1 protein-coding gene is annotated in these 255 nt (G+C 40.4%); it reads right to left on the minus strand.

What is annotated here, in order from left to right; all coding sequences use genetic code 11:
* Window positions 1-233, minus strand: a 233-nt coding sequence (locus tag A3761_RS28315; protein ID WP_231881098.1) for a hypothetical protein, incomplete at its 3' end; no start/stop codon positions are given.
* Window positions 234-255 lie beyond the last annotated feature (22 nt).

The raw sequence follows: 255 nt of genomic DNA on the forward strand, positions 1-255 counted from the left end.
ATCGACAAGCCCGTAACGATCAAACTCACCAATAAAGTTAATACTGCAATCACCAAAAAGGTACGCGACTCTGTGACTTGTTGCGGATCGATATGAAACCTCAAAATCACTTCATCCAAGCCACTACTGATCTCTATATACCAATAGATATAAAGCACAAACGAAGTGACCAGGGCCACCAGTGAGAAAATGAATGTGAAGGTGCTGTTTGGTAGAAATCTAAATCTATTCATTCGACCAGTTTAACACTGCTTC

This window comes from Oleiphilus sp. HI0123 (assembly GCF_001635315.1).